Consider the following 26,589-nt stretch of genomic DNA (forward strand, 5'->3'; position numbering starts at 1 on the left):
TGCGTTTCATGAAATTCCTCGTTTCTGGGTGGATGTTAGTTTGAAACATAAGCGTGGTCACTTATGCTTCTCACAGCTATGGATCGCACGCGGTTTTTTTGGCACAAAGCGCCTGCGGAATAGGGATTAAAATGCGGGACGCAGCGGCAGTGCCTGTATGCAGTATCTGCATGAAGACGGATTTTATACCCGGCGCGAAGCAAAACGTCCGGTCGGTTGGAGCATGAACAGCGCCGCAGACAGCGGCAGAATGGGAGTATCATGGAATTAAGACCCTGTATTGACATTCATAACGGCAAGGTAAAGCAGCTGGTGGGCGGCAGCATTCAGGATCAGGGAGACTCTGCGCAGGAGAATTATATTTCCAGCCAGGATGCGGCGTGGTACGCACGCCTGTTTCAGGAAAAGGGCTTGAAAAATGGTCATGTCATCCTGTTAAACAGCAAAGACAGCGCTTATTACGAGCAGACCAGGCAGCAGGCACTTTCTGCGCTGCAGGCATATCCGGGCGGACTGCAGGTCGGCGGCGGGATCACCGCAGAAAATGCCCGGGAGTATTTGGATGCAGGTGCATCCCATGTCATTGTGACATCCTATGTATTTCGAAATGGTGATATTTCATTTGAAAATCTGAACCGCATGATGGATGCTGTCGGCAAAAAGCGTCTGGTTCTGGATCTGAGCTGCCGCAAGAAAGACGGGAAGTATTATATCGTGACGGATCGCTGGCAAACTTATACGAGGGTCGCGCTTTCGGAAGAAATTCTGACGATGCTGTCTTCTTTCTGCGATGAATTTCTGATTCACGGAGTGGATGTGGAGGGGAAACGCAGCGGAATCGAGCAGGAGCTGATCGGGTTGCTGGGAAGATGGAACCGGATTCCGATCACCTACGCCGGAGGTATCCGCAGTCTGGAAGATATCGAACAGATTCGAAAAGCCGGACAGAATAAAATTCATGTCACAGTCGGCAGCGCTCTGGACTTGTACGGCGGAGACCTGCTGTTTGAAAAAGTGCTGGCGGCGTGTGAACAGTAATGATGTAGAGACGCAGTTCGCCTGCGCCATTTGCAAAATCCCGTCTTGGATGCTTCCCGCTGTGCTGCAGGAGGAAATTGGAAAAATTTCAAACTGGGGATTGACTTTTTGACTGTAGTGAGGTACAGTATAGAAAACAAAGAGAAACCGATGAGAAAGAGGAGTACTCAGAGTCGCGAACATTACAGAGAGCTGCAGGCGGTGGGATTGCAGTATGGGAACATTTGAGGAATGGACTTTCGAGGCTGGCCCCGAACCAACAGTAGGTGCCGGCGGGATCCGGACCCGTTATCCGACCGGCGCATATGATAGTATGTGAACAGAGTGGACTGAAACAGTCAATTTGAGTGGCACCGCGATAATGAAACATTACCGTCTCAAGCAAAATGCTTGAGACGGTTTTCGTTTGTCTGGGAATAAATTCCCAGACAAACGAAGCCCTCTGGGCGGGAAGCTTCTCAAGCCACCACACTCGCATCCCCTTCCTTTTCTTCTTTGTTTCAATCATCGTTTTTTTAGAAAAGGAGAACAACACAATGAAAAAGAAAGCAATGGCACTTACCGTAGCAGCAATGATGGCAGCAGCAATGATCACAGGATGCGGACAGACCGCAGCAACCACTGTTGAGACCGCAGCAGACACAACCGTACAGACAGAAGAGAGCACCGCTGATACGGAAAGCACAGCAGCAGATACAGCGGCGGCAGACGGCGAAAGCTACACAATCGGTATTTCCCAGTTCGCAGAGCACGGTTCTCTGGACAACTGCAGAACCGGTTTTCTGGAAGGCTTAAAAGAAGCGGGCATCGAAGAGGGCGTGAACCTGACTGTTTTGTTTGACAATGCGCAGGCAGACACAGCGACAGCGAGCATGATTTCCGATAACTACGTTTCTCAGAAAGTGGATCTGATCTGTGCGATCGCAACTCCGTCCGCAATGAGCGCATACAATTCCTGCCTGGACAGCGATATTCCTGTTATTTACACCGCTGTATCCGATCCGGTCAGCGCAGGACTTGCAAAAGAAGATAAGACACCGGAGGGCAACATCACCGGTACTGCAGATACGCTTCCGGTAGAAGCACAGCTGAAAATGATCCGCGAGGTGCTTCCGGATGCAACAAAGATCGGTATCCTGTATACAACAAGCGAAGCAAACTCTCTGAGCACGATTGAAACCTACAAAGAGCTGGCTGACGATTACGGCTTTGAAATCGTAGAATCCGGCATCAATACACTGGCAGACGTCGATATGGCAGCGGCTGACCTCGCAGCAAAGGTAGACTGCATTTCCAACCTGACAGATAATACCGTAGTACAGGGTCTGCAGACCGTTCTGGCAAAAGCGAGCGCAGCGGGCATCCCGGTATTTGGTTCTGAAGTAGAACAGGTAAAGAACGGTTGCCTGGCAGCAGAAGGTATCGACTATGTAGCACTTGGCAAACAGACCGGAGCGATGGCAGCAAAGGTATTAAAGGGCGAGGCAGAGGCTTCCGACATGCCTTATGAAGCATGCGAGGGTGCAAACCTTTATATTAACACAGAAGTAGCAAGTGATCTTGGCATCACTTTCCCGGAAAACTACGAAGCGGACGCTGCAGAGGTTTTTGAAACCGTTACAGTAGAATAGAAGGACAGAAAGAAAAAGCAGGAGGTTCTGACATGGAACTGGTCATCAGTACACTCGAACAGGGTATGATCTACGGGATCATGGCGCTGGGAGTATATATCACTTATAAAATACTGGATTTCCCGGATCTGACGGTAGACGGCAGCTTTCCGATGGGAGCAGCGATTACGGCAGTCATGATTACAAATGGGGTTCCTGCAATTCTTACGCTTCCGGTGTGTTTCCTTGTAGGAGCGCTGGCAGGTGTACTGACTGGTCTGATCCATGTAAAACTCAAGGTAAGAGACCTGCTGAGCGGCATCATTATGATGACCGCTCTTTACACCGTCAATTTGCGGATCGCAGGCAGGGCGAACCTTCCGTTTTATAAAGAAGTAACTGTATTTGATAATAGTCTGGTCAACGGAATCTGCCAGGGAGCACTGGCGTCCTGGAAAATCGTACTCGTGATGGTTGTCATTACAGTTGCGGTAAAAGTGCTTTTAGACGCTTATCTAAAAACCGGATCCGGCTTTCTGCTCCGCGCAGTTGGCGATAACGCGTCGATTGTAACGGCGATGGGACGTGACCGTGGTAAAGTAAAAATTCTCGGACTTGCAATTGCAAACGGTCTGGTTACGTTGAGCGGATGCCTGTTTGCACAGCAGCAGCGCTGCTTTGAAATTTCGGTCGGAACCGGAACTGTAGTGGTCGGACTTGCGAGTGTAATTATCGGAACGAGTCTGTATCAGAAGTTAGAAGGAATCGGATCGATTTCCAAGGCGCTTCACAACGTGCGGGTTGGCATGGTAACGTTCAGCGTTGTGATCGGATCAATCCTTTACAAAGCCTGCGTTGCGATTGCACTTCGCATGGGATTAAAATCTACAGACTTAAAGCTGATTACGGCGGTACTGTTTTTAGTCATTCTGGTTGTCAGCATGGAACGAAAGGGGCGGAAAAATGCTTGAACTTTCCCATATCGATAAATATTATAATCCGGGCTCAGTCAATGAAATGTGCCTGTTTCAGGATTTTAACCTGACGATTCCAGACAGCCAGTTCGTGTCGGTGGTCGGCAGCAACGGCTCCGGCAAAACCTCCATGCTGAACCTGATCTGCGGCAGCATTTCGGCGGACGCAGGAAAGGTCATCGTAAACGGAACTGATATCACCGGTCAGAAAGAATATATGCGCCACCGCAAAATCGGCAGAGTATACCAGAACCCTTCTGCCGGGACGTGCCCGAATATGACGGTGCTGGAAAATATGGCGGTTGCGGATCTGAAAGAAAAAGGTTACGGATTGAACCGCTGTGTCAGAAAGAGCCGGGAAAATGCGTACCGCGAGATGCTTTCCGGTCTTGGACTTGGGCTGGAAGACAAGCTGGAAACAAAGGTCGGTTCCCTTTCCGGCGGACAGCGTCAGGTACTGGCGCTTCTGATGGCGACGATGACACCGATTGATTTCCTGATTCTGGATGAGCATACGGCGGCACTGGATCCCAGAACAGCGGAAATTGTCATGAAGCTGACGGATCAGATCGTCCGGGAAAAGAAAATGACGACGGTTATGGTAACGCACAACCTGCGCTATGCATTGGAATATGGGGACCGTATCCTGATGATGCATCAGGGAAAAATCGTTCTGGATAAAGTTGGGGAAGAAAAGAATCAGCTCAACACGGACGAGATCATGGGTATTTTCAACCGAATTAGCGTAGAGTGCGGAAACTGAGGCTGTTCGGATCAAAAAAAGGCAGGACAATGAGAGGCAATATCAAAAACTCATTGTCCCGCCTTTTTTTATGGCAATAGATTGTTTACAGAGTTTGCATTCGTATTACTACCGTATTTTTCACCGTTGACGGCGCATGCGCGGGACGATATAATACGGATATCGAAAGGTTTTTGGGCGTTCTATACAATAGCGTGTACCCTTGGCGGACATTCTATTGTCCTGTATAATCGCTGGCGGCGTTCTGTCGCAGGCTGCGGATATTCTGACCGCAGGGAAATTCAAAGAGCAATCATTGTTCCGGTCTTTGGAGAGAGACGGGAGGACGGATGGCGTATATCACGTCGTGGTATTGGAATAAAGGAGATTTTCGCAAGGTAAATGAGGATTCTTTTACGCTGCAGCGAGTTCGTGCACGCAAAAAGGAGCTCATATTTGCTGCGGTTTGCGACGGAATCGGCGGACTGCGGGCAGGAGAATGCGCGAGCGGTCTGGTTGCAGAGCAGCTGACGGAATGGTTTTACCGGGAAGGTTTTTGGAAAATGCGCTCTCTTTTCTGGACAAAACGGATGAAAAAGCGGGCACTCGACGCGCTTTTAGACATGCAGGAAAAGCTGGAGCGCTGCGAGCGGGAGGAAAAAATCTGCAGCGGAACGACAGTAACGATGGTGTTTGTTCGCGGACGCAGATTTGTACTGGTGCATCTCGGGGACAGCAGGGCGTATCAGCTTTGCCGCAAACGCTGCTTAAATCGGGAAAAACAGACCGGAACCAGGCAGCTTTCACAGGATCATGAAGAGGGCGGCGTGCTGCGCCGCTGCGTCGGGGCGTTTGGGCTGGAAGTGCCGCAATTGTATACAGGAACGCTGGACGACGGGGACATGCTGTTGTTGTGTACGGACGGATTTTATAAAAAAGCGCCTCCGGATTTTTTCCGAATCTGCCTGTACGAGGAACGGGAAGCAGGGCAACTGTATCGGCGGCTGAAAGGAATTGGGAGCTTTTTGACGGCCCAGGGGGAAAAGGACAATATGACAGCGGTACTGATCGGATATGAAAAGGAGGAATCTGTCTGGAAAAAGAACGAAAAATCGGTGAAAAATACATTTTAAAAGGAGAAACAGCGAGCGGGGGAACCGGAACCGTTTACCGGGCGTATGATCTGCGCCTGCAAAAGATTTGGGCGGCAAAAAAGGTCGGACGGGATTTTCCGATCCGGGAAGAATTTACGATGGGAAAGCTGGCAGATTCGGCGTTTCCGGGGATTGTGGATGTAGTAGAACAAGAGGAAGAGCGCTTTTTAATTATGGAATGGATTGAGGGGGAAACGCTGGCGGCGCAGATGGAACGAGACGGCGCCTTTGCAGAAGAAACGGTGATCGAGATCGGGATCTGTCTGGCAAAAGCGATTCAGAAGCTTCACCAGATGCAGCCACCGCTTTTGTATTTGGACTGCAAGCCGTCAAATGTGATGAAGGATTCCGATGGAAAAATCAGGCTGATCGATTTTGGCAGCGCGCTGGAAGCGCATACACCCGTGACAAAAGGCATTTCCGCGAGTCCTGGCTATGCGGCACCGGAGCAGCTGAGCCGGGAAATCGAAAAGCGCTGTGTGGATGTCCGGACAGATGTGTTCGGTCTGGGACGGACACTGTATGCGCTTTTGTGCGGGGCAGACCTTTCCAGACCGCCTTATGCGTTTGCGTCCCTGAAAAGCCGCTGTCCGCAGGTTGGCGATGAGCTGGAACAGATTATCATGCGTGCCACAGCCAGGGAGCCGGAAGCACGGTTTCAGACGATGGAGGCTTTTTTGCAGGTGCTTTTGGCGTTGCAGGAGGCTTGCACGGTAGATGATACAGGAAAGAAAGCACCGTTTTGGCAAAAAGTGCGTCGGAAGAAGACGGCGGACTGTGAAGTGCTGCAGAGCGTTCTCAGGACGGCAAAACCGCCGGGGAGGTGGATGTTTGCACTGCTGGCGGCGGTTCTGATGCTGCAGGGGGCGACCGTAGCTGCGAAGGCGGCAGGCGTAGATCGTGCAGCCGGTAAAATTCCGATCACCCTGCGGGATAGCAGTCTGCGAAAGCTCCTGATAAAAGAAAATGCCGCACTGTATACAGAAAAGCCGGTGTTTCTGGAATTAAACCCAAACACCCTTGGATGCGGGGACGAGGTGCGGGTTATGCTGAGTCTGTACAGTAGAAACGAAAAAATCGGAGAGTATGAGCTTGTGATGGGGCAGAAGCGCTGATGCGAAAAAGGTGCAGGGGCTTCCTTAAACCGGATGCATTTCGGGTGATGCACAGCTGTAGCGAGACGGCATTTTCGGGAGAAGTCTGCACGTCGGGCAGCAAAATTCGTTCGCCGGAAACCGATTGCACTGCCTGTGGGGAAGTGTTAAAATAAAAATAACTGGGCTTTTGAACAAAAAGAACGCGGAAGCGATAAAACGGAGGGCATTATGTACAGAGATCATACCAAAGTCGTAAAAATTGGAAACCGTGTAATCGGAGGCGGCAATCCGATCTTGATTCAGTCGATGACCAACACGCCGACCGAGGATGTGGCGGCGACGGTTGCGCAGATTCACAGACTGGAAGAGGTTGGTTGTGAAATTATCCGCTGCACCGTACCGACGCTGGAAGCTGCGAAAGCGATTTCTGAGATCAGAAAGCAGATTTCCATTCCGTTGGTTGCAGACATTCATTTCGATTATAAGATGGCAATCGCCGCGATGGAAAACGGAGCGGATAAAATCCGGATCAATCCCGGAAACATCGGCGGTGCAGACCGTGTAGCGGAAGTAGTGCGTGTTGCAAGGGAACGCAATATTCCGATCCGTGTCGGCGTAAACAGCGGTTCCCTCGAAAAAGATCTTGTAGAAAAATATCATGGCGTAACGGCAGAGGGGATTGTAGAGAGTGCGCTGGATAAGGTGCATATGATCGAAGACCTTGGCTATGACAACCTGGTTATCAGCATCAAGTCCTCCGATGTTATGATGTGCGTGCATGCGCATGAGCTGCTGGCAGGAAAGACACCTTATCCGCTGCATGTCGGCATTACGGAATCCGGTACGGTTCTTTCCGGTAATATCAAGTCTGCGATTGGTCTGGGACTGATTTTAAATCAGGGAATCGGCGATACGATCCGTGTATCCCTGACAGGGGACGTTGTAGAAGAGATCAAATCTGCGAAGCTGATTTTGCGGACGCTTGGACTGCGCAAAGGCGGTATTGAGGTTGTCAGCTGTCCGACCTGCGGACGCACGAAGATCGACCAGATCAGCCTCGCGAATCAGGTAGAAGCGCTTGCAGCGCAGTTCCCGAACCTGGATATCAAGGTTGCAGTCATGGGCTGTGTCGTAAACGGACCCGGCGAAGCAAAGGAAGCGGACCTGGGTATTGCAGGCGGCATCGGGGAAGGTCTGCTGATCAAAAAAGGGCAGATCATCCGCAAGATTCCGGAGGCAGAATTTATTCCGACTCTGCGGTATGAACTGGAGCACTGGAACGAACAGTAATCGTTTTTGGTGTAAAAGTATTTACGAAAATGGAGAGTAAAATGACCAAAGGTTTCATGGAAGTATTTCCGGAGCTTGTTCTGGAACAGGAAGTACGGGCATTGTTTGAAAAAGTAAAGGTAGAACGGGTGACGACCACGCGGCAAAAGGATCTGATCAGGGTGTATATCAGCTGCGGACGCCTGATCCCCAAAACAGTTATTTTCCGGGTAGAGGAAGAGATTGCAAGGCAGCTGTTTCCGAACTGCAATATCACGATCAAAATTCAGGAAAAATTTCAGCTGTCCGCCCAGTACAACCTAAAGAGCCTGCTGGAAACCTATCAGGAGAGCATTTTACTGGAATTAAAGGAATGCAGCCCGGTGGAATACAGTCTGTTCAAATCAGCCAATATTTCCTTCCCGGATGAGGGGAAGCTGGTGTTGGAAGTGCCGGATACGGTAATCGCGCATGAACGCTGTCCCGAGCTTGTCCGTATTCTGGAAAAAATTTGCTGTGAACGGTGCGGAATCCCGATGGAGGCGGTCGCACATTACTGTCAGCCGAAGGAAAATCCGAGAAAAGCGGAGGAAGAGATTGCACTGGCAAGAAAAGTGGCGATGATTGCCGCGAAAGCGGGTGCTCGTCCGGCTGCGACGGACTATGGCATGAGCCAGGAGCAGTTCGCCAGCGTAATGAGCGGCGGATACAGCGCGTCCGGTAACGATGGGCAGCCGCAGTATGCAGGCGGACAGGATGGCACCGCATGCAATGCTGCACAGAACGCAGACGGAAACGCAGCGCAGTATGGTGCAGCGGGGATCGCAGGGCAAAATGGTGCGATGCCGGGTGACAGGGCAGAAGGCAGCATGCAGGCTGGCGGTATGGATGCCGGCTATGAAGCATACCTTGCGTCCATGGGCGCAGCTGCGCAGGAAGCTCCGTTTGAGGGCGGAACGATGGTTCCTGCGGAGGCAGCGGCAGCAGCGAATCGGATGCGCCCGGATGCACCGGCAGCAGGGCAGAGTGCTCCGGCAATGGGACAGACGGCAGCTTTTGCGGCAGGCACGAACGGTACCGCATCGGCTGGCGGCAGAAATGCGGGCGGACAGAGCAAATACGGCAAAGGCAAATTCAACCGGGAGGGGCGTGGCGATTATCGCCGCGGCGTTAAAAAAAGTGACAATCCGGATGTGCTTTACGGACGGGATTTTGACGAAGAAGCAATCCCGATCGAGGAGATCATCGGTGAGATGGGAGAGGTTGTTATCCGCGGCAAAATCATCGCAATGGATCAGCGTGAAATTCGCAACGAGCGGACAATCCTGATTTTTGACGTGACGGATTTTACTGACACGATGACCATCAAAATTTTTACCTTAAATGAACAGCTGGCAGAGGTAAAAGAGGGGATCAAGCCCGGCGCTTTTGTCAAAATCAAGGGTCTGACGATGGTGGACAAGTTTGACGGCGAGCTGACGGTCGGTTCGATTGTCGGGGTAAAAAAGATTTCGGATTTTACCACGTCGAGAATGGATCATTCCGTGCGCAAGCGTGTGGAACTGCACTGCCACACAAAAATGAGCGATATGGACGGTGTATCCGAGGTAAAGGATATTGTCAAGAGGGCGTATCAGTGGGGACATCCGGCGATCGCAATCACGGATCACGGCGTCGTACAGTCATTTCCGGATGCAAACCATCTGTTGGATGACCTCTGGAAAGCGGAGAAAGAAAAGCGTAAGGCTGCAGGAGACGAAAATCCGGACAGAAATGATTTCTTTAAAGTAATTTATGGATGTGAAGCGTATCTGGTGGATGATTTGAAGGAAATCGTAACCGGAGATAAGGGTCAGGTATTACGGGATTCCTATGTGGTATTTGATATCGAGACAACCGGCTTTTCGCCGGTTAAAAACCGGATTATCGAGATCGGTGCGGTCAAGGTGGTGGAAGGAAAGATTGTGGACAGGTTTTCCACCTTTGTCAATCCACGTGTGCCGATTCCGTTTCGAATTGAGCAGCTGACAAGTATTAACGATGAAATGGTCATGGATGCGCCGGGGATTGAAGAAGTGCTGCCGGAGTTCTTGAAATTCTGCGAGGGTACGATTTTTGTCGCCCACAATGCGAATTTCGATATGAGCTTTATTATGGAAAATGCGGCGCAGTTAAATATCGAGCTGCATCCTACCTATGTGGATACAGTCGGCATTGCGCGCGTGCTTTTGCCGCATCAGGCGAAGCATACGCTTGATGCGGTCGCAAAAACGATGGGTGTTTCCCTGGAAAATCATCACCGCGCAGTGGACGATGCGGAAGCAACGGCGGAAATTTTCGTAAAATTTATTCCGCTTCTGGAGCAGCGCAACTGTCACACCCTTGCGGATGTGAACCATTTGGGAGATTCCAGTCCGGATATTGTAAAGAGACTGTTTTCCTACCATGCGATTATCCTTGCGAAAAACGATGTGGGGCGGGTAAATCTGTACCGGCTGGTATCGGAGTCTCATCTGACTTACTTTCATAAGACACCGCGAATTCCGAAGAGCTTGCTGATGAAGTACCGGGAGGGACTGATTCTGGGCAGTGCGTGTGAGGCAGGCGAGTTGTACCGTGCCCTGCTGGATGAAAAGTCGGATGCGGAAATTGCGCGGATCGTGAAATTTTATGATTATCTGGAAATCCAGCCGACCGGCAACAACATGTTCATGATCCATTCCGACAAGATTGAAAATGTCAACTCGGTGGAGGACATTCAGAACATGAACCGAAAAATCGTCAGGCTGGGCGAGCAGTTCAATAAACCGGTTGTAGCAACCTGCGACGTGCATTTTCTGGATCCCGCAGACGAGGTATACCGTCGGATTATCATGGCGGGAAAGGGCTTTAAGGATGCGGACGACCAGGCACCGCTATATCTGCGCACGACGGAAGAAATGCTGGAGGAGTTTCAGTATCTCGGCAGTGAAAAGGCAGAGGAGGTTGTCATTACCAACACCAATCGGATTGCGGATCAGATAGAGACGATTTCTCCGGTGCGCCCGGATAAGTGTCCGCCGGTTATTCCGGACAGCGATAAAACCTTGACGGAAATCTGTTACCGCAAGGCGCATGAGCTTTATGGGGAAGAGCTGCCGCAGATCGTTGTGGACCGTCTGGAAAAGGAACTGAACTCTATTATCAAAAACGGATTCGCCGTAATGTATATCATTGCGCAGAAGCTGGTTTGGAAATCGGTGGAGGACGGCTATCTGGTTGGCTCCAGAGGTTCTGTCGGTTCTTCACTGGTGGCGTTCATGGCGGGGATTACGGAGGTAAATTCCCTGAGCGCCCATTATCGGTGCCCGAAATGCCATTATTACGATTTTGATTCTCCGGAGGTCAAAGCCTTTGCCGGAAACGGCGGCTGCGATATGCCGGATAAAATGTGCCCGGTTTGCGGAGAGCCGCTGATTAAGGACGGTTTCGATATTCCGTTTGAAACGTTCCTTGGATTTAAGGGGGATAAGGAGCCGGATATCGACTTGAACTTTTCCGGCGAATATCAGAGTAAGGCGCATAAATATACGGAAGTTATTTTCGGCGCAGGACAGACGTTCCGTGCCGGTACGATCGGCACACTGGCGGATAAGACGGCGTTTGGTTATGTGAAAAATTATTTTGAAGAACGCGGAAGCAAGAAACGAAACTGCGAAATCAACCGGATTGTACAGGGCTGTACGGGCGTGCGCCGAAGCACGGGACAGCATCCCGGCGGTATCGTCGTTTTGCCGGTGGGAGAGGACATCAACTCCTTTACGCCGGTGCAGCATCCCGCAAACGATATGACAACAGATACGGTTACGACCCATTTCGATTACCATTCCATCGACCACAACCTGCTGAAGCTCGATATCCTCGGACACGATGATCCGACGATGATTCGTATGCTGCAGGATCTGACTGGGGTTGACCCGACGAAGATCCCGCTGGACGATCCGCAGGTTATGAGCCTGTTTCAGAATACGTCGGCTCTCGGAATCACACCCGATCAGATTGACGGCTGCCCGGTTGGTTCTCTGGGCATCCCGGAGTTTGGTACAGATTTCGTTATCCAGATGCTTCTGGACACCAAGCCGCAGTGCTTTTCCGACCTGATTCGAATCGCCGGATTAGGACATGGTACGGATGTGTGGCTGGGCAACGCACAGACGCTGATTCAGGAAGGCAAGGCGACGATTTCCACGGCGATCTGTTGTCGAGACGATATCATGATTTATCTGATCAACATGGGCATGGACCCGAGCCTTTCCTTCACGACGATGGAGAGTGTGCGGAAGGGGAAAGGCTTAAAGCCGGAAATGGAAGAAGCGATGAAGGCGGTCGGTGTGCCGGACTGGTATATCTGGTCGTGTAAAAAGATCAAGTACATGTTCCCGAAAGCCCATGCGGCGGCTTACGTTATGATGGCGTGGCGAATCGCTTACTGTAAGGTAAATTATCCGCTGGCTTATTATGCGGCGTATTTTTCGATTCGTGCATCCGCCTTTTCCTATGAAATCATGTGTCAGGGACAACAGCATCTGGAAGCGGTCATGGCGGATTACAAGAAGCGTTCGGACAGCCTTTCCCAGAAAGAGCAGGCGTCGTTAAAGGATATGAAGCTCGTGCAGGAAATGTATGCGCGCGGTTTTGAATTTTTGCCCATCGATTTGTTTAAAGCACATTCCCGAAATTTCCAGATCATGGACGGTAAAATCATGCCGTCGTTAAACAGCATTGACGGTCTGGGCGAAAAGGCGGCGGACGCCATCGTGGAAGCGGCGAAAAAAGGTCCGTTTTTGAGCAAGGATGATTTCCGGGAACGTTCCAAGGCGAGTAAGACGATTGTGGAGCTTCTGGATACGCTGGGCATTCTTGGGGATCTGCCGGAGTCCAACCAGATCAGTCTGTTTGATTTTATGGTTGGCTGACGGAAGCTGGAAGAATGAAAATGGAAGAATATATCAGAGGAATCCCGTCCGGGCTGCTGACTGCACAGCTTGGGGAGCGGGAAATTCAGGTGGTCGGGATTTCGGAAAACGGATTTGAGTTTCGACTGGAAAAAAAGGCGGCAAGGCAGCTTTTGACAGATGCTGTGCCGGCACAGCACCAGGTTTTGCGAGATGCCGCACCGCCGCAGCACTGCATAGTGACACCGTTTTGTAAGGTGTGCTTTTACGATCTGGAGCAGGCACTCTGGCAGGAACTTGTGCTGACAGAGTATGGGCTGGAAAAAGCACCCGCTTTGTCACAGCAAGGGCACAGGGAGAAGCTGTGCGCTGCCTCCTTTTATCAGCTTTATCGGGTCTGCGTAACTTCGCCGGAGTTTCGGATTGCTGTGCAGAAGCTTCTTTTGCAATATACCCGCTACATCCATCTGAAGCTGGAAGAGGATGACGCTAGGCTTGCAGAGGCAACGGTTGGTTATCCGGTGGAATTAGAGGATTGCTTTGCCGACAGCCTGGAAGAACAGAAACGAAAATGGTTTGCGCAGACGGACTGGGAGGCGGTTTTGCGGCCGTATCCGTCTTACGCGCTGGAGCTGGACAGACCGGAATGGTATGAGACATATTTAAAAGAAAGCCTGTCGGATTTTATGGCAGATTACTGGAAGGAAAACAACGTTGCCAGCGCGTTTTACGCAAAACGCCTGCCGGATCGGATTTACCTTGGAAATCAATTCTGCCGTCTGCTCTTTCCAAAGAAAGAAATCCTGTTTGCCCTGCTCGAAAAGGCGCGGAGCGAGAGGCTTGGCGTGACAGTTTCGTTTGCATGCCAGCCGGAGGTTAGTTTAAAGGAAGCGGAACGGCTTCTGGAAAGCCTGCGAAGCTGGTGTCAGAAAAACGGATCGATCGAGATCGTCGTCAATGACTGGGGGATGGCGCAGCTTGTAGGCAGATATCCGGAGCAGTTTGAGCTGTGCATGGGAACACTTCTCAATAAACGGAAAAAAGATCCGCGGCTTTCCTATTTAAAAAGCCGCCTGCCGGACAAGGACACCGGACTTTTGGCAGAGAACAGCCTGAATGCAGATTTTTATCAAAAGGCACTGGAAAAAAGCCTTGGATTTGTGCGCTATGAATGGGAAAGCTGTGGGTATCCGCAAAGATTCCCGGAAGGAAAAAACAGCCTGCATCTTCCGTTTTATCAAACGAACACATCGCAATACTGTACCCTTTATGCGCAGTGCAGGGAGCACAACAGGGGACGGCAGTATCTACAGACGGAATGTCCCGGATACTGTCAGACGAAAACGTTTTTATACCCGGAGCATCTGCATATGACAGGAAGATACAATTCGTTGTTTTCGCTGGATCAGACGGTTTTGCTGGCGCTGGAGACGGGCAGTGTGGAAAACGCAGTGTTTGGGGAAGCAGAACAGGAGGTGCAGCCTGACCGCGCGGTGCTGAATCTGCTTTGAGTGCAGTGCGCGGCATGGAGGTCACACATGGAACTTACAGCGGGGCTTGGCTCGGTTGACGATTATATCCGATATATCGAAGCGGGAGCGGACGAATGCTTCTGCGGTTACATTCCCTATGCGTGGGACAGAAAGTACGGGACGGTTCTGTCCTTAAACCGCAGGGAGGTGCGATGCTGCAGCGTGCAGCTGGGTGCATTTTCGGAGCTGGAAATTCTGGCGGCGATGGTGCGGGCGTATCAAAAGCCCGTGCAGCTGACGTTTAATTCGCTGTACTATCTTCCACAGCAGTATCCGGAAATCGCAGAGATAATTCAAAAATGTATGAAAATTGGTTTTGAGGATTATATTATCGCAGACCCGGCGCTGATTTTATATCTTCGGCAGCAAAAGATCGGCTGTCGGATTTCGTTAAGCGGCGAGGTTGGAGAAATCAACAGCGCGATGACAGGATTGTTTGAGCAGATGGAAATCAGCAGAATCATCTTTCCAAGGAAGATGCGACCGAAGGATATGGCGGTTGTGGCGCAGGCATGTGCCAAAAGAAGTCCCGGATTGGAAAACATGAAATATGAAGCGTTTGCATTAAATGAGCTGTGTCAGTTTTCCGGGGCATTCTGCAATTCCCTGCACTGTGACGAGATGGGATATTTGTGCCGCGTGCCGTATCGGGTCGGTGTAGGGAAGAGCCAGCGGAAGGACAGCATCCTTATCGATCACAAAGAATGGGACGATACCGCGTCTTCAAGGGAATATACCTCAGAGGCCAGACAGTGCGGCGGCACATGGGATTCACCGGAATCAGATTTCGATGCTCCAATCCTGGGCGAAAGTGGCTGTGGGCTGTGTGCGCTCTATGATCTGGGTCAGGCGGGAATTACCCATCTGAAAATTGTAGGCAGAGGAAACCACCCGGACCGGATGGTGGAAGACATCCGGGCGATGAAGCGTGCGTTGGAGATCCTGGATGCCTCCAAAGACCGGGAAACCTATCAAAAACGGATGAAGCAGGAGTTGTTTTTAAGCGGCTGCAGCAAAAACTGTTACTATCTACCAGCAAATTTATAAAATTTGCAAAAAACACTTGCATTTTGGAAAAAAGTATTGTATAGTAATCAAGCGTCAGTTAAGTGACACAAAAGAATGGCTAGTTGGTCAAGCGGTTAAGACGTCGCCCTCTCACGGCGAAAACAGGGGTTCGATTCCCCTACTAGCTGTTTGCAGAAACGGATTTCTGCAAAGGATAAAGATTTCCTGAGCTTCAGGAAGAACAGGATAACAGTTATGGCTAGTTGGTCAAGCGGTTAAGACGTCGCCCTCTCACGGCGAAAACAGGGGTTCGATTCCCCTACTAGCTGTTTTCGAGAACCGGAATTCGTAAAGGATTCCGGTTTTTGCGTTACAGTTCCCTCGAAAATTCCTGTGCATAGATTTGTGCTTGCACAAACATCTATGTGTGGGTGAACTGCAACATTTTTGCCGGAACCCCTTGCATTCCAGTCGGGAACATGTTAGAGTAAAGAGGATGATACATGTTACTGGAGCAAGAGTGGGCAAAAACCCACTCTTGTTTGTTATCGCGACGAGGAAAATATCCATCGTGCTTGCACGAATGGATATTTGACGACCGCTAATCAGCGCGAGCTCCGCGAAGCGAACCGCGCGCTGGTATAACACAGACAACTGAATAAGGAAGGTGAAGGAATGTCAAAAAGAGAAACATACGAAGCGAAGACAGAAGAAATTCTGCTTCCGATCGCGGAGGAAAACGGCGTGGAAATCTACGACGTGGAGTATGTGAAAGAAGGCAGCGACTGGTATCTGCGTGCCTACATCGACAAACCGGACGGCGTCAACATCGGTGACTGCGAGGCAGTAAGCCGCGCGTTGTCCGACAAACTGGATGAAGCCGATTTTATCGAGGACGCCTATATTTTGGAAGTGAGCTCACCGGGGCTGGGCAGGACGCTGAAAAAGGATAAGCATCTGGAAAAGAGCCTGGGCGAAGAAGTAGAAATCAGATTGTATAAGCCGGTGGATAAATGCCGGGAATTTACAGGCGTATTAAAAAGCTACGATGCGGACAGCATTACGATTGATACAGCAGAAAAGGAAATGACATTTGCCAGAAAAGAGATTGCACTGATCCGTCTGGCGCTGGATTTTTAAACAGACGACAAAGCAGCGGAATGGAGGATGAAATGAATAAGGAATTAAAGGAAGCGTTGGATGTACTGGAGAAAGAGAAAGAGATCAGCAAAGAGACTCTGTTCGAAGCGATCGAAAACTCTCTGCTCACAGCCTGCAAACAGCATTTCGGCAAAGCGGATAATGTAAAGGTGGAAATCGACCGGGATACCTGCGATTTTCTCTGCTATGCGGAGAAAGAGGTTGTTCCGACACAGGACGACGTGGAGGATGAATGCCTGCAGATCGCTCTGGAGGATGCAAAGCAGATTTCCCACAGAGCGCAGGTTGGAGACATAATCCATGTGGAGATTAAGTCTAAAGAATTCGGCCGTATTGCAACACAGAATGCGAAAAATGTCATTCTGCAGAAGATCCGGGAAGAAGAGAGAAGCGTTGTATACAATCAGTATTTCGAAAAGGAAAAAGACGTCGTAACCGGCGTTGTACAGCGTTATCTGGGCCGCAACATCAGCATCAACCTGGGCAAGGCGGACGCAATCTTAAACGAGAGTGAGCAGGTAAAGGGCGAAGTGTTCAAGCCGACCGAGAGAATTAAGGTTTATATTCTTGAAGTAAAGAACACTCCCAAGGGACCTCGTATTTTAGTCAGCCGTACCCATCCGGAGCTTGTAAAACGTCTGTTTGAAGAAGAAGTAACAGAAATCCGCGACGGCGTTGTAGAGATCAAGAGCATCGCCCGTGAGGCTGGCAGCCGTACCAAGATCGCAGTATGGTCGAACAATCCGAACGTAGACGCAGTCGGCGCCTGTGTCGGTATGAACGGTTCCCGTGTCAATGCGATTGTAGATGAGCTGCGCGGCGAAAAGATCGATATCGTAAACTGGGATGAAAACCCCGGCAACCTGATCCAGAACGCACTGTCCCCTGCAAAGATCGTTGCAGTATTTGCAGATCCCGACGAGCGCACCGCAAAGGTAGTCGTACCGGATTATCAGCTGTCCCTGGCGATCGGCAAAGAAGGACAGAACGCACGTCTGGCAGCGCGTCTGACCGGCTACAAGATCGATATCAAGAGCGAGACACAGGCAAAGGATGCTCCTGGCTTCCGTTACGAGGATTATCTGGATGACGGATATGACGACGAGGAAGAAGAGTACGAGGACGATTACGAAGAAGGCGCTGAGGAAGCACTGGAAGATACACAAGAGCCTGCAGCAGCCGAGGAAGACGGCGAGGGCAGCGATGAATAAAAAGATCCCCATGAGACAGTGCGTGGGCTGCGGCGAAATGAAAAACAAGCGCGAAATGATGCGCGTGCTCAAGACGCCGGAGGGACCGATCGTGCTGGATGCGACGGGAAGGAAGAACGGACGCGGTGCCTATCTGTGCAAAAGTCTGGACTGCCTGAAAAAGGCGAGAAAGAACCGCGGACTGGAGCGTTCCTTCCAGATGAGTATTCCGGATGAGGTTTACGACAGCCTGGAAAAGGAGTTTGGTGAGAGTGAAACCGAATAAGGTATTTTCCCTGCTGGGGCTTGCGACGAGAGCAGGACGGACGGCAAGCGGGGAGTTCATGACAGAAAAATCTGTCAAGAACAAAACCGCAGCGCTGGTGATCGTCGGCACAGACGCTTCAGCGAATACAAAGAAAAATTTCCGGGACATGTGCAGCTTTTATCATGTACCGTATTATGAATACGGGACGAAGGAAGAGCTGGGACATGCGATGGGAAAAGAAATGCGTGCATCCCTGGCGGTAACAGACGCCGGGTTTGCCAAAACCTTAAACCGGTATCTGGAAACGGAAATGAAGGAGACGGAGGGAAATGAATGGCAAAAATAAAGGTGCACGAGCTCGCAAAGGAGCTTGAAATAAAGAGCAAAGACGTCATTACCTTTTTACAGGAAAAGGGCGTGGACGTTAAGGCAGCGCAGAGCTCAATCGAGGGCGATGCGGTAGAATGGGTAAAAAAGAAGTTCGCAGCTGCAAATAAGGAGCCGTCCGATCAAAAGGACAGCAGCAGGATAGGGCAGGCAGCGCAGACAGAAAGGAAGGCGCAGGTGGAGAAAGCGGAAACGGCAGAAAAGACGACGCAGACTGCGGCAGTACAGGCTGAGGGCCGGGAGGAACAGACAACGGATAAACAGGATATGAACAAAGAAGTTGCAGGACAGGACAGTCAGGCAAAGGCACATAAAAAAGCAAAGACGATCATTGTAGTGAACAATCCCCAGAATAGCCGGATGAAGAACGGCAATTCCGGAAACAATGACAGAAGAAATAATAATGGAAACGGTGCAAAAAATGACGGGCGCAGAAATGATGGAAACAGAGGAAGCCAGAACCGTCAGGGTAACAGAAACAACAACGGCATGCGTATGGAAAGCAGACCGCTGATCAAGCCCCTGACTAAGCCTTCCCAGCCCGTTATGCCGGATGAGAAGCTTTTGAGCAGAGAGCGTGCGGCCAAGGAAGCGGCAGCAAAGGCTGCAGCAGAAGCAGAACGTGCAGCAAAGGCTGCTGAAATCGAAGCACAGAAAAAAGAAGAGGCTGCGGCAAAGGAACGTCTGGAGAAGAGCATGGAACGCCCTCAGAGAACCGAGCAGCGCGACAACCGCACTGAAAGAACAGACCGCACCGAAAGAACAGACCGTTCCGATAACAGAAATTCCGGAAACAGAAACGGAGACAGACCCGGTTACAACCGTGACAACAGAAACGGAGACAGACCTGGCTACAACCGCGACAACAGAAATGGAGACAGACCTGGCTACAACCGTGACAACAGAAACGGAGACAGACCCGGTTACAACCGTGATAACAGAAACGGTGACAGAAACCAGTCCGGCCGCAGAGATGGTCAGGGTCAGGAAAGGACATCCGGTTATGGAGCAAGAAGAGACCAGAACCGTCCGGGTAATAACGGCGGTGCAAGAGATAATCAGGGCTATAATCGCCCTGCAGGCGGTGGCCGCCCTGGTGCGGGCAATAACCGTCCTGGTTCAAATGGCGGACGCCCTCAGAACGGCGATGGACGGCAGGACAATCGATTCCGCAAGCCGGCAGCAGGCAAAGGCTTTGCAGCAGAAGCTCCGGCAAAGGATACGGAAAAGCGCAGAGACGATCGCCGTCTTAACCAGCAGGAGCGCGACAAGAAATCGAGAAGAGACGCGATTTACGAAGAAGACGGCGCAGCAGCACTGAAAAATGCAAAGAAGGCAGGCCGCTTTATCAAGCCCGAACCCAAGCCGGTTGAACCGGAAGAGACCATCAAGGTAATCACCGTCGGCGACAACATCACGATCAAAGAGCTGGCGGAAAAGATGAAGATGCAGCCTGCAGCCATCATCAAGAAGCTGTTCCTGGAGGGCAAGATTGTAACTGTGAACCAGGAAATCTCCTATGAAGACGCGGAAAACATCGCAATCGACTACGACATCATCTGCGAGAAGGAAGTCAAGGTTGACGTCATTGAAGAGCTGTTAAAAGAGGATGAGGAAGCAGACGAGGATATGGTTTCCAGACCGCCTGTCATCTGTGTTATGGGTCACGTTGACCACGGTAAAACCTCCCTGCTGGATGCGATCCGTAAGACGAACGTAACAGACCGCGAGGCAGGAGGCATCACGCAGCATATCGGTGCGTACACCGTACAGATCAATGGTCAGGCGATTACCTTCCTGGATACACCCGGACATGAAGCGTTCACTGCAATGCGTATGCGCGGCGCGAATGCGACCGATATTGCAGTTTTGGTTGTTGCGGCAGACGACGGCGTAATGCCCCAGACGGTAGAAGCAATCAACCATGCAAAAGCTGCCGGAATTGAAATTATCGTTGCAGTCAACAAGATCGATAAGCCCAATGCAAACGTGGACCGCGTAAAGCAGGAGCTGACGGAGTACGAGCTGGTTGCAGAAGACTGGGGCGGCAGCACGGTATTTGTACCGGTATCCGCAAAGACCGGCGAAGGGATCCAGCAGCTGCTTGAGATGATCCTTCTGACTGCTGAGGTGATGGAATTAAAGGCAAATCCGAACCGTATGGCGAGAGGCATTGTACTGGAGGCTCAGCTGGATAAGGGACGCGGCCCTGTGGCAAGCGTGCTGGTTCAGAAAGGTACGCTGCATGTCGGCGATTTCGTTTCCGCAGGTTCTTCGAGCGGCAAGGTCCGCGCGATGGTAGACGACAAGGGACGCCGTGTCAAAGAAGCCGGTCCGTCCATGCCTGTCGAAATCCTCGGTCTGTCCGACGTGCCGGAAGCAGGCGACGTATTCCTGGCACATGAAAGCGATAAGGAAGCAAAATCCTACGCAGAGGCATTTATCGAACAGAACAAGGAAAAGAAACTGGAAGAGACCAAATCCAGAATGTCCCTGGACGATCTGTTCAACCAGATCCAGGAAGGCAATTTAAAGGAATTGAACCTGATTGTCAAAGCGGATGTACAGGGCAGCGTGGAAGCAGTCAAGCAGAGCCTGACGAAGCTTTCCAACGAGGAAATCGTTGTCAAATGTATCCACGGCGGCGTAGGCGCGATCAACGAGTCCGACGTTACGCTGGCGAGCGCTTCCAACGCGATCATCATCGGCTTCAACGTGCGTCCGGATGCGACAGCAAAGGCGACTGCGGAGACGGAAGGGGTAGATATCCGTCTGTATAAGGTTATTTACCAGGCGATCGAAGACGTGGAAGCTGCCATGAAGGGTATGCTGGATCCCGTTTACGAAGAAAAGATCATCGGTCATGCCGAGGTACGTCAGATCTTCAAGGCATCCGCAATCGGAAATATCGCCGGTTCCTATGTCCTGGACGGCGTATTTACCAGAGGCTGTAAGGTGCGTATTACCAGAGAAGGTGAGCTGATCTACGAAGGCGCGCTGGCATCCTTAAAACGTTTCAAGGACGATGTGAAGGAAGTAAAAGCCGGATTCGAGTGCGGCCTTGTATTCGAAGGCTTTGACAAGATGAAGGAGTTTGACGTAGTAGAAGCCTATATAATGGTAGAAGTGCCGAGATAGGCTTTCAGAAGGGGGAATCTGTCAGGATTTCCCCGCAATATAGGAGCATTCATGAGAAAGAACAGTGTAAAAAACAGCAGGATTAACGGCGAGGTGCAGCGTGTTCTGGCAGAAGTGATCCGGGGAGAAATCAAAGATCCCCGGATTGCGCCCATGACGAGTGTTGTGGATGTCGAGGTTGCACCGGACTTAAAAACCTGCCGTGCATATATCAGCGTTCTGGGCAGCGAGGAAGAGGCTGCCGCGACGCTGGAGGGATTAAAGAGCGCAGAGGGTTTTATCCGCGGACGTCTTGCAAAGGAAATCAATTTGCGCAATACACCCGAGATTCATTTTATTATGGATCAGTCCATTGCGTATGGTGTCAACATGTCGCATAAGATCGACATGGTAATGGCAGACCAGCGCGCCAAAAAAGGAGAGGAAGAGGATGCGTAAAATCCTGGAAGAGCTGGGAAGCAGGGATACAATCGCCATCGGCGGACATGTACGTCCGGACGGCGACTGTGTCGGCTCCTGTATGGGCATGTACCTGTATCTGAAAAAAGCGCTGCCGGATGCACAGATTGATGTGTATCTGGAAAAGCCTGCAGATATTTTTGACTGCATTCATGGAATCGAAGATGTCCGTACAGACTGCAGCAAGGATTGCGTCTATGACGTTTTCATCGTTCTGGATACCTCAAAGGAACGGCTCGGGGATGCGGAAAAGTATTTCCGGACCGCGAAAAAGACGATCAATGTGGATCATCATATCAGCAATGCGTCCGGCTGTGGCGACGTTAATTACTGCAAACCGGATGCAAGCTCCGCCTCCGAGCTCGTCTATGAGCTTCTGGAGGAAAAGTATATGGATGCAGAGATTGCAAAGGCACTGTATCTTGGCATCGTGCATGACACCGGTGTATTCCAGTATTCGAATACGACGCCGAATACATTGCGTATCGCTGCAAAGCTGCTGGCATACGGATTCGATTTTTCAAAGCTGATCGATGAGACGTTTTTTGAAAAGACCTATGTGCAGAATCAGGTGCTGGGGCGCGCACTTTTGGAGAGCGTCCGGTTTATGGACGGCAGGTGTATTTTCAGTTCCATCGATTTAAAGACGATGGAGTTTTACAAGGTTGTGCCCAAAGATCTGGATGGCATTGTGAGCCAGCTGCGCATCACGAAAGGCGTGGAGTGTGCGATCTTTTTGTATCAGACGAAGACACTCGAATATAAAGTCAGCCTCCGCTCGAACGGAAAGGTGGACGTGGCGGCAATCGCGTCCTATTTCGGGGGCGGCGGCCATGTCAGGGCAGCAGGATGCACCATGCAGGGAACCGTGCATGACTGCGTCAACAATCTGTCGGAGCAGATTGAAAAGCAGCTGATAAAAGCAGAATAACAAAGGAGAATACATGAACGGAATTCTCAATGTATACAAAGAGCCGGGCTTTACCTCCCACGATGTGGTTGCGAAGCTGCGCGGCATCTGCAAACAGAAAAAAATCGGCCATACAGGTACCCTGGACCCGGAAGCGTCCGGGGTACTGCCCGTCTGTCTGGGAAATGCGACGAAGCTGTGCGACCTTTTAACAGACAAAGATAAAGAATACCGGGCGGTTCTGCTGCTCGGCGTGGAGACGGACACACAGGATACGACGGGACAGATTCTGGCAGAAAAGGAAGTAAATGCAGGCGAGGAGGATGTGCGCAGCGCGATCCTTTCGTTTGTCGGTCCGTATGACCAGATTCCGCCGATGTATTCGGCGTTAAAGGTCAATGGTCAGAAGCTGTGTGACCTCGCCAGAAAAGGACAGGTTGTAGAGAGAAAGAGCAGGCGAATTACGATCCATTCGATCGAAATCGAGGACATTTCACTGCCTCGCGTAACGATGCGCGTGGCGTGCTCCCGCGGCACTTATATCCGGACGCTCTGTCACGATATCGGACAGAAGCTGGGCTGTGGCGGAGCGATGGAGCGGCTGGAACGGACACGCTCCGGCAATTTCAAAGCTGAGGATGCCTATCGGCTTTCCGAGCTGGAAGTGTTTGCAAAAGAAGGCAGCCTGGAAGAAAAGCTTCTTCCGGTGGAGTGTGTGTTTGAACAGCTGGATGCATATCAGGTGCAGGGCGACGGACAGAAGCTTTTAGAAAACGGCAACTGGCTTTACGCAGATTTGGTGATACCTTATAAGAAAGAAAAAACGGCGGCAGCATGCGAAAGAGGTATGTTTGAACCCGAACAGCAGCTGCGCATTTATGATACAGACGGGCAGTTTACGGGGATTTATGCCTGGAAGCAGGAAGAAAAGCGCTTAAAGCCCGTGAAAATGTTTTTGGGAAAGGAACAATAGGAAAAAATGCAGATCATTTCCGGAACGACAGATTTTTTGCTGCAGGGGGCGTCCGCAGTGGCAATTGGCAAATTCGACGGGATGCACCGCGGGCACAAGGCGCTGCTTTCCGAAATACTGGAAGCAAAAAAGCGCGGACTGCAGGCGGTCGTATTTACATTTGATCCTCCCCCGGCTGTTCTTTTTTCCGGAAAAGCAGTCAAAGGGCTGACGACGCGGGAAGAAAAGAGACGGCTGTTTCGACAGATCGGAATCGATGTGCTGATCGAGTTTCCTCTGACTTTTCAGACTGCGGCGATTTCTCCGGAGGATTTTTTGCGTGTGATCGTGCAGGAACAGATCAGGGCCAAGCTCGTGGCTGCGGGAACCGATTTGTCCTTTGGCGACCGGGGATTAGGGGACTGCAAGCTGTTAAAGGCGCGCGCAGAAGCGTACGGCTACGAGGTAAAGATCATCGACAAGGTGCTTGAGGACGGGGAAGAAATCAGTTCAACCCGTGTCCGTCAGGCAGTGGAAGCAGGAAAGATGCAAGAGGCAGCAAGACTGCTCGGCGCGCCCTATGCGGTGATGGGAACGGTTGTGCACGGCAGACAGTTAGGGCGTACAATAGGATTTCCTACCGTCAACCTGATGCCTCCTGCAGACAAGCTTTTGCCGCCAAACGGCGTGTACCGCTCGGAGGTGGAATGCAGCAGTGGTGTTTTTAAAGGGCTGACCAATGTCGGCGTCAAACCGACCGTGGAGCATGGCGACCACCCGCCGATGAGCGTGGAAACCTATATCTATGATTTTTCAGAGGATATTTACGACAGCTTTATCACGGTGCGCCTGTTGACCTTTGAGCGCTCGGAACAAAAATTTGCTGACGTGGAGGAATTAAAGGAGCAGCTGCAGAGGGATATCGTAGCGGGCGCGCGGTAAAGCTAGAGCAGCACGCCTGGCGCTGCCGGGCAGTAGTGTCGGCGCGCAGATGCAGACGTTTTTGCACCTGCGTCGTCAGAATACGAAGGAGGATTTGAATGCAGATTTGGAAAAAACTTGGACTGACTGTTGTGCTCTGTGTATTGTCTGCAGGGATGACAGTGAATGCAGGTTTTACAGGGAGCAACGTTCACTCCGCAGGGCAGTCTATGGGCGTCGGCGGGCTTCTGGAGGAATCCATGGATCCGGAAGCGTGCCTTGAGGCGGCGCAGAATGCCAAAGAGACGCGCAAAAAGATTTACGGCTATGAAAATCTTGGCGTTGCGAAGGTCAATGACTATCTGAATATCCGTAAAGATCCGTCTGAAAACGGGGAGCTGGTGGGTAAGCTTCCAAAAAACGGCGGCGCGGACGTGCTTTCCGAAGAAAATGGCTGGTATAAGATCAAATCCGGTAAAGTGACGGGGTATGTCAAGGCGGATTATATGGTGACCGGAGAGGAAGCAAGAAATCTTGCGGACAAAGAGGCGACGAACATGGCGGTCTGCAATTCCGGAGGCTTACGCGTGCGGGAAGAGGGAAGTCTGGATGCGCCGGTCATTACACTGGTAGCGGAGGGAGAAGAGCTTGAGGTTGTGGACATTCAGGACGATTGGGTTAAGATCATGCTGGATGATGAAGCAGCGTATGTTTCCACAGATTATGTGGATATCGCAAAGAAGCTGGAAAAAGCGGTCAGCCTGACAGAATTGAAATACGGTCAGGGCGTTTCTGACATCCGGGTCGATCTCGTCAACTACGCGAAGCAGTTTCTTGGAAACCCTTACGTCTGGGGCGGCACGAGCCTGACAAAGGGTGCGGACTGCTCGGGCTTTGTCCTGAGTATTATGAAGAAATATGGTGTGAGCCTGCCGCATCATTCCGGAAGCCAGGCACAGTGCGGCAAGAAGGTCAGCCTTTCGGAAGCACAGCCGGGCGATCTGGTATTTTATGCGAAAAATGGCAAAATCAACCACGTCGCAATCTATATCGGCGGCGGACAGGTTATCCACGCCAGCAACCCCAGAACGGGCATTAAAATTTCAAACGTATCCTATCGGACACCTTACTCCGTCAGACGGGTGCTGTCGTAAAAAGGGGCTGTTTTGTGGCAGCGTGATACAGTCACAATCTGAATAAATTCCGGAAAATAGTATTTACAGCCCCATTTTTTTATGATATAGTCATTAGGTATGAATTCAGCCGGTGCTCAGGCTTGGGACACTCCGACCCATATCTTAGTACCAGGCGGTTAACATTTAAAGGAGGATTTACCCATGATTTCCAAAGAGAAGAAAGCAGCAATCATCAAAGAGTATGCAAGAACCGAAGGCGACACAGGTTCACCGGAAGTTCAGGTTGCAGTCCTGACAGCAAGAATCCAGGAGCTGACCGAGCACTTAAAGAGCAACCCGAAGGATCATCATTCCAGACGTGGTCTGCTGCAGATGGTAGGTCAGAGACGTGGTCTGCTGGACTATCTGAAGAAGAATGACATCGAGAGATATCGTTCCCTGATCGAGAGACTGGGCATCAGAAAGTAAGACTTGGAGACAGGGCGGAAGCCGTACAGCTTTCTGCCCTGTTTTTCGTGCGATATGCTGCAGCTGCAAAAGAACCCGATGGCAAAAGGTGTTTTGCCGGGGCTGTTGCAAGCAGACAGGGTGTTGCACACGATGCAAAAAGCGGATACCGGAGCAATTCCGAGACCACTGACAAGCGCATTGAAGCCAGTGTGTTTTTCAGTAGTTTCGGCAGCTTTGTCTTTCGCTTTTTCCATCATCC

At 51.0% G+C, this 26,589-nt stretch carries 21 protein-coding genes, 2 tRNA genes and 1 other annotated feature; all 23 genes read left to right on the forward strand.

Annotated features, from left to right (window positions below):
* The first annotated feature begins 261 nt into the window (after nucleotides 1-261).
* The 23 genes from hisA (at nucleotide 262) to rpsO (ending at nucleotide 26,348) form a co-directional block, all read left to right on the forward strand.
* Nucleotides 262-1,038, forward strand: coding sequence for a phosphoribosylformimino-5-aminoimidazole carboxamide ribotide isomerase (gene hisA / locus OCV62_RS05615; RefSeq protein ID WP_262585541.1), 777 nt, complete (start codon nucleotides 262-264; stop codon nucleotides 1,036-1,038).
* 141 nt (nucleotides 1,039-1,179) lie between these two features.
* Nucleotides 1,180-1,421 (forward strand) — a binding site (T-box leader).
* 153 nt (nucleotides 1,422-1,574) lie between these two features.
* A complete protein-coding gene (locus OCV62_RS05620; RefSeq protein ID WP_021916358.1) occupies nucleotides 1,575-2,669 on the forward strand; it encodes an ABC transporter substrate-binding protein in 1,095 nt (364 codons plus the stop codon).
* Between the two features lie 32 nt (nucleotides 2,670-2,701).
* The gene (locus tag OCV62_RS05625) at nucleotides 2,702-3,619 is read left to right on the forward strand and encodes an ABC transporter permease (protein ID WP_117961056.1); all 918 of its coding nucleotides are present in this window, start codon (nucleotides 2,702-2,704) and stop codon (nucleotides 3,617-3,619) included.
* A complete protein-coding gene (locus OCV62_RS05630; RefSeq protein WP_262585542.1) occupies nucleotides 3,612-4,385 on the forward strand; it encodes an ABC transporter ATP-binding protein in 774 nt (257 codons plus the stop codon). Before OCV62_RS05625 ends, OCV62_RS05630 begins: the two co-directional genes overlap by 8 nt.
* A gap of 329 nt (nucleotides 4,386-4,714) precedes the next feature.
* Nucleotides 4,715-5,497: a PP2C family protein-serine/threonine phosphatase gene (locus OCV62_RS05635; protein WP_262585543.1), complete on the forward strand. Its 783-nt coding sequence runs from the start codon at nucleotides 4,715-4,717 to the stop codon at nucleotides 5,495-5,497.
* The gene (locus tag OCV62_RS05640; RefSeq protein WP_262585581.1) at nucleotides 5,491-6,633 is read left to right on the forward strand and encodes a serine/threonine-protein kinase; all 1,143 of its coding nucleotides are present in this window, start codon (nucleotides 5,491-5,493) and stop codon (nucleotides 6,631-6,633) included. The genes OCV62_RS05635 and OCV62_RS05640 overlap by 7 nt, the downstream gene beginning before the upstream one ends.
* Before the next feature lie 210 nt (nucleotides 6,634-6,843).
* Nucleotides 6,844-7,905 carry a flavodoxin-dependent (E)-4-hydroxy-3-methylbut-2-enyl-diphosphate synthase gene (gene ispG, locus OCV62_RS05645; RefSeq protein ID WP_021916353.1) on the forward strand — a complete coding sequence of 354 codons (1,062 nt, stop codon included), beginning with the start codon at nucleotides 6,844-6,846 and terminating at the stop codon, nucleotides 7,903-7,905.
* Between the two features lie 41 nt (nucleotides 7,906-7,946).
* Entirely contained in the window at nucleotides 7,947-12,839 is a 4,893-nt protein-coding gene (locus OCV62_RS05650; protein ID WP_262585544.1) for a PolC-type DNA polymerase III, read from the forward strand.
* Between the two features lie 20 nt (nucleotides 12,840-12,859).
* On the forward strand, nucleotides 12,860-14,329 hold the full coding sequence (locus OCV62_RS05655) for a hypothetical protein (protein ID WP_262585545.1): 1,470 nt from the start codon (nucleotides 12,860-12,862) through the stop codon (nucleotides 14,327-14,329).
* 27 nt (nucleotides 14,330-14,356) lie between these two features.
* Nucleotides 14,357-15,397, forward strand: coding sequence for a U32 family peptidase (locus OCV62_RS05660; protein WP_262585546.1), 1,041 nt, complete (start codon nucleotides 14,357-14,359; stop codon nucleotides 15,395-15,397).
* A 77-nt stretch (nucleotides 15,398-15,474) separates the two neighbouring features.
* Nucleotides 15,475-15,546, forward strand: a tRNA-Glu gene (locus OCV62_RS05665).
* 69 nt (nucleotides 15,547-15,615) lie between these two features.
* A tRNA-Glu gene (locus OCV62_RS05670) sits at nucleotides 15,616-15,687 on the forward strand.
* A gap of 346 nt (nucleotides 15,688-16,033) precedes the next feature.
* Nucleotides 16,034-16,498, forward strand: coding sequence for a ribosome maturation factor RimP (locus tag OCV62_RS05675; RefSeq protein WP_262585547.1), 465 nt, complete (start codon nucleotides 16,034-16,036; stop codon nucleotides 16,496-16,498).
* Between the two features lie 32 nt (nucleotides 16,499-16,530).
* Entirely contained in the window at nucleotides 16,531-17,730 is a 1,200-nt protein-coding gene (gene nusA / locus OCV62_RS05680) for a transcription termination factor NusA (RefSeq protein ID WP_021916348.1), read from the forward strand.
* Nucleotides 17,723-17,995, forward strand: coding sequence for an RNase P modulator RnpM (rnpM, locus tag OCV62_RS05685; RefSeq protein WP_117961071.1), 273 nt, complete (start codon nucleotides 17,723-17,725; stop codon nucleotides 17,993-17,995). The genes nusA and rnpM overlap by 8 nt, the downstream gene beginning before the upstream one ends.
* Complete coding sequence (locus tag OCV62_RS05690) at nucleotides 17,982-18,323, forward strand: L7Ae/L30e/S12e/Gadd45 family ribosomal protein (protein WP_021916346.1); 342 nt, start codon at nucleotides 17,982-17,984, stop codon at nucleotides 18,321-18,323. Before rnpM ends, OCV62_RS05690 begins: the two co-directional genes overlap by 14 nt.
* The gene (gene infB, locus OCV62_RS05695; RefSeq protein WP_262585548.1) at nucleotides 18,311-21,502 is read left to right on the forward strand and encodes a translation initiation factor IF-2; all 3,192 of its coding nucleotides are present in this window, start codon (nucleotides 18,311-18,313) and stop codon (nucleotides 21,500-21,502) included. Before OCV62_RS05690 ends, infB begins: the two co-directional genes overlap by 13 nt.
* A gap of 51 nt (nucleotides 21,503-21,553) precedes the next feature.
* Nucleotides 21,554-21,940 (forward strand): 30S ribosome-binding factor RbfA, encoded by a 387-nt coding sequence (rbfA, locus tag OCV62_RS05700; RefSeq protein WP_021916344.1) that lies wholly within the window; start codon nucleotides 21,554-21,556, stop codon nucleotides 21,938-21,940.
* Nucleotides 21,933-22,892, forward strand: coding sequence for a DHH family phosphoesterase (locus OCV62_RS05705; protein ID WP_021916343.1), 960 nt, complete (start codon nucleotides 21,933-21,935; stop codon nucleotides 22,890-22,892). Before rbfA ends, OCV62_RS05705 begins: the two co-directional genes overlap by 8 nt.
* Nucleotides 22,893-22,905: 13 nt before the next feature.
* Nucleotides 22,906-23,844: a tRNA pseudouridine(55) synthase TruB gene (gene truB, locus OCV62_RS05710; protein ID WP_262585549.1), complete on the forward strand. Its 939-nt coding sequence runs from the start codon at nucleotides 22,906-22,908 to the stop codon at nucleotides 23,842-23,844.
* A 6-nt stretch (nucleotides 23,845-23,850) separates the two neighbouring features.
* Entirely contained in the window at nucleotides 23,851-24,765 is a 915-nt protein-coding gene (locus OCV62_RS05715; protein WP_262585550.1) for a bifunctional riboflavin kinase/FAD synthetase, read from the forward strand.
* A gap of 98 nt (nucleotides 24,766-24,863) precedes the next feature.
* Entirely contained in the window at nucleotides 24,864-25,898 is a 1,035-nt protein-coding gene (locus OCV62_RS05720) for a C40 family peptidase (RefSeq protein WP_262585551.1), read from the forward strand.
* A gap of 183 nt (nucleotides 25,899-26,081) precedes the next feature.
* Entirely contained in the window at nucleotides 26,082-26,348 is a 267-nt protein-coding gene (gene rpsO / locus OCV62_RS05725) for a 30S ribosomal protein S15 (RefSeq protein ID WP_262585552.1), read from the forward strand.
* Nucleotides 26,349-26,589: the final 241 nt, after the last annotated feature.

Source organism: Gallintestinimicrobium propionicum (assembly GCF_025567525.1).
GTDB lineage: Bacteria > Bacillota > Clostridia > Lachnospirales > Lachnospiraceae > Gallintestinimicrobium > Gallintestinimicrobium propionicum.